This window comes from Citricoccus sp. (assembly GCF_035445025.1).
In the GTDB taxonomy this organism is placed as follows: domain Bacteria; phylum Actinomycetota; class Actinomycetes; order Actinomycetales; family Micrococcaceae; genus Citricoccus.
On sequence record NZ_DAOMPX010000153.1, the window covers coordinates 1 to 2,100 of the forward strand.

At 70.7% G+C, this 2,100-nt stretch carries 4 protein-coding genes; all 4 read right to left on the reverse strand.

Going from position 1 to position 2,100, the window contains the following annotated elements; genetic code table 11:
• Window positions 1-423, reverse strand: a 423-nt coding sequence (locus tag PLJ28_RS15705) for a hypothetical protein (RefSeq protein WP_324590422.1), incomplete at its 3' end; no start/stop codon positions are given.
• A 33-nt stretch (window positions 424-456) separates the two neighbouring features.
• A complete protein-coding gene (locus PLJ28_RS15710) occupies window positions 457-768 on the reverse strand; it encodes an SHOCT domain-containing protein (protein ID WP_324590423.1) in 312 nt (103 codons plus the stop codon).
• Window positions 769-801: 33 nt separating this feature from the next.
• Complete coding sequence (locus tag PLJ28_RS15715) at window positions 802-1,245, reverse strand: DUF6325 family protein (RefSeq protein WP_183525387.1); 444 nt, start codon at window positions 1,243-1,245, stop codon at window positions 802-804.
• A 149-nt stretch (window positions 1,246-1,394) separates the two neighbouring features.
• Window positions 1,395-2,100, reverse strand: a 706-nt coding sequence (locus PLJ28_RS15720) for a molybdopterin oxidoreductase family protein (RefSeq protein ID WP_324590424.1), incomplete at its 5' end; no start/stop codon positions are given.

Below are 2,100 nucleotides of genomic sequence, written 5' to 3' on the forward strand. Positions count from 1 at the left end.
GGGCGGGGTGGGTGCGTCCAGGTCAACCGTGTGGTGAAGGTACTCCGTGCCGTTGGTGACGGTGATCAGCACCGTCGCCCCGGATCGTTCGATCCGCTGGTATCGCCAGGGCGAACGGGCCGGGGGGCGGTCTCGGGAGAGGCTGGCCAGATCGGCATCGTACCGGCCCAGGTCCTGCAGCAGCTGGACCCAGCCCCGGTGCCGGGTGCGCAGTTCGGAGTCCACCGGAAGCGGGGCCGAGGACGGATCCACCGTGGTGGACATCGCGTGCAGTGCCTCGGCGATGCCGTGGCGGGTCGCGGGCAGCGCGAGTAGGTGCACTCCCCCGGACGTGCTCAGTCGCAGGTGCGTCCGGTCGAGGACCTCGACACGGTGACACCACGAGTCGGCCTGCGCGTCCTCGACGGCGGACAGGTCACGCAAGAAGGTGCCGAGGTCCTCCACGGTCACCTCGGGTCAGGTGCCCAGGATGCGCGCCTTCTGCGCCTGGAACTCGGCGTCGGTGAGCACTCCCTGGTCGCGCAGAGCGCCGAGGTCCTTGAGCTGGGCCAGCCGCTCCTCCATGCCCGAGCCGCCGGGAGCCGCGTTGACCGGTGCGGCGTACTCCTGCTGAGGTGGTGCTGCGTAGGGCGGCGGGGCCGCGTACTCCTGCTGCGCCTGTTCCTGGGCCGCCCACCGTCCCGCCTGACGCCTGGAGACGCGATTCGACACGGCAGTGGCCGTGCCGGCGACGACGGCCGTGCGGGCCATGCCCCTGAGAAGTCCCATGATCCCTGCCTCGTGTTCGTCGGTAGTGGCCGGTCAGGCCGCGGTATCGAGGGCGTCGAGCGCCTCGAGAATACTCATCAGGGGAATCCGGCCGCTGGCCACCATCTGGCCTCCGGACCGCCGCAGCGCGCTCGCCAGCGGGGCCGCCCAGACGTTCTCGTACACGAGGACCGCAGCCGAGCAGTTCGGTTCCAGGACACTGCCGGTCTCCTCGATGTCCTCCGGGCCCAGCAGGCCGGAGGACGCGCCCTCGAAGACGCCGAGGTCCAGCTGCCCGTCGCCGTCGACGTCGCTGAGCGTGACGATGCTCGCCTGTCCCTGTTCGTCCTTGTGGACGAACACGAAGTCGATGATCCGGATCAGGCCTCGATCCACCAGGTCGAGCATCAGCGGGAATGCCTCACCGGTCATCCGGTTGCCGGGGAACTCGATCACCAGGTAGTCGACCGGCCCCATCTCACGAGTCTGTTCCGTCATCGTCGCTCCTTGTCCGCATCCTCCGGCAACCCCGCCGGGTCGCTGCGCACCGGGTGCCCTCGGTGCCATGACCACTGTCCACCATTCGCCGCGCGGTCCGCCTCATCCTCTCGGGGTGAACGTGCGAGAAGGGCGAGCATCCCCGGGCCTCACGGCCGGCCGTCCCCCGTGCGGATCCGGACGGCGGTCACCTTGTACTCGGGGCACCCGGTGACACTGTCCTGCACGGGTGAGGTGAGCCTGTTGACGCCGGCGTCCGGGAAGTGGAAGCCGGTGAAGACCTCACCGGACGGGACCTCGTCGGTGATCCTGACCGGCAGCGTCACCGTCCCGTGACGGCTGGAGACCTCCACCCGTGCGCCCTCGAGGACACCGAGAGCGGCGGCGTCATCGGGGCACAGGTCGATCGTCTCCTGCCCGAGCAGGTCGAGGTTGCCGGTGCGGCGGGTCATGCTGCCCGTGTTGTAGTGCTCCCCGCGGCGTCCGGTGATGAGCAGGAACGGGTAGTCGTCGTCGCACGATTCACCCGGGGGCAGGTACGGCCGGGTCCCGAACCGGGCCCGGCCGTCCGGTGTGGCGAACCCGTCCTGGTAGAGCCGTGGGGTCCCCGGTGCCTCGGCCGCGGTGCACGGCCAGTGCACGGGACCTCCACGATCGAGCCGGGCGTGGCCGACCCCCGTGAACAGCGGTGCCACTGATGCGCACTCCTCCAGGGCCGCCGCCGGCGTCGGACACCCCAGCCGGGCGCCCATGGCCGCGGCGACGGCGTGGAGCACGTCGAAGTCGGTGCGCACCCCGGCGGGGGCGTCGACCGCGGGCCGTACCCGCTGGAAGCGACGGTCGAAGTTGACGAAG

What these genes read in the sequence shown, in the direction of transcription:
- PLJ28_RS15710 (WP_324590423.1), bottom strand. Translation starts at nt 768, where the DNA reads ATGGGACTTCTCAGGGGCATGGCCCGCACGGCCGTCGTCGCCGGCACG.
- PLJ28_RS15715 (WP_183525387.1), bottom strand. Translation starts at nt 1,245, where the DNA reads ATGACGGAACAGACTCGTGAGATGGGGCCGGTCGACTACCTGGTGATC.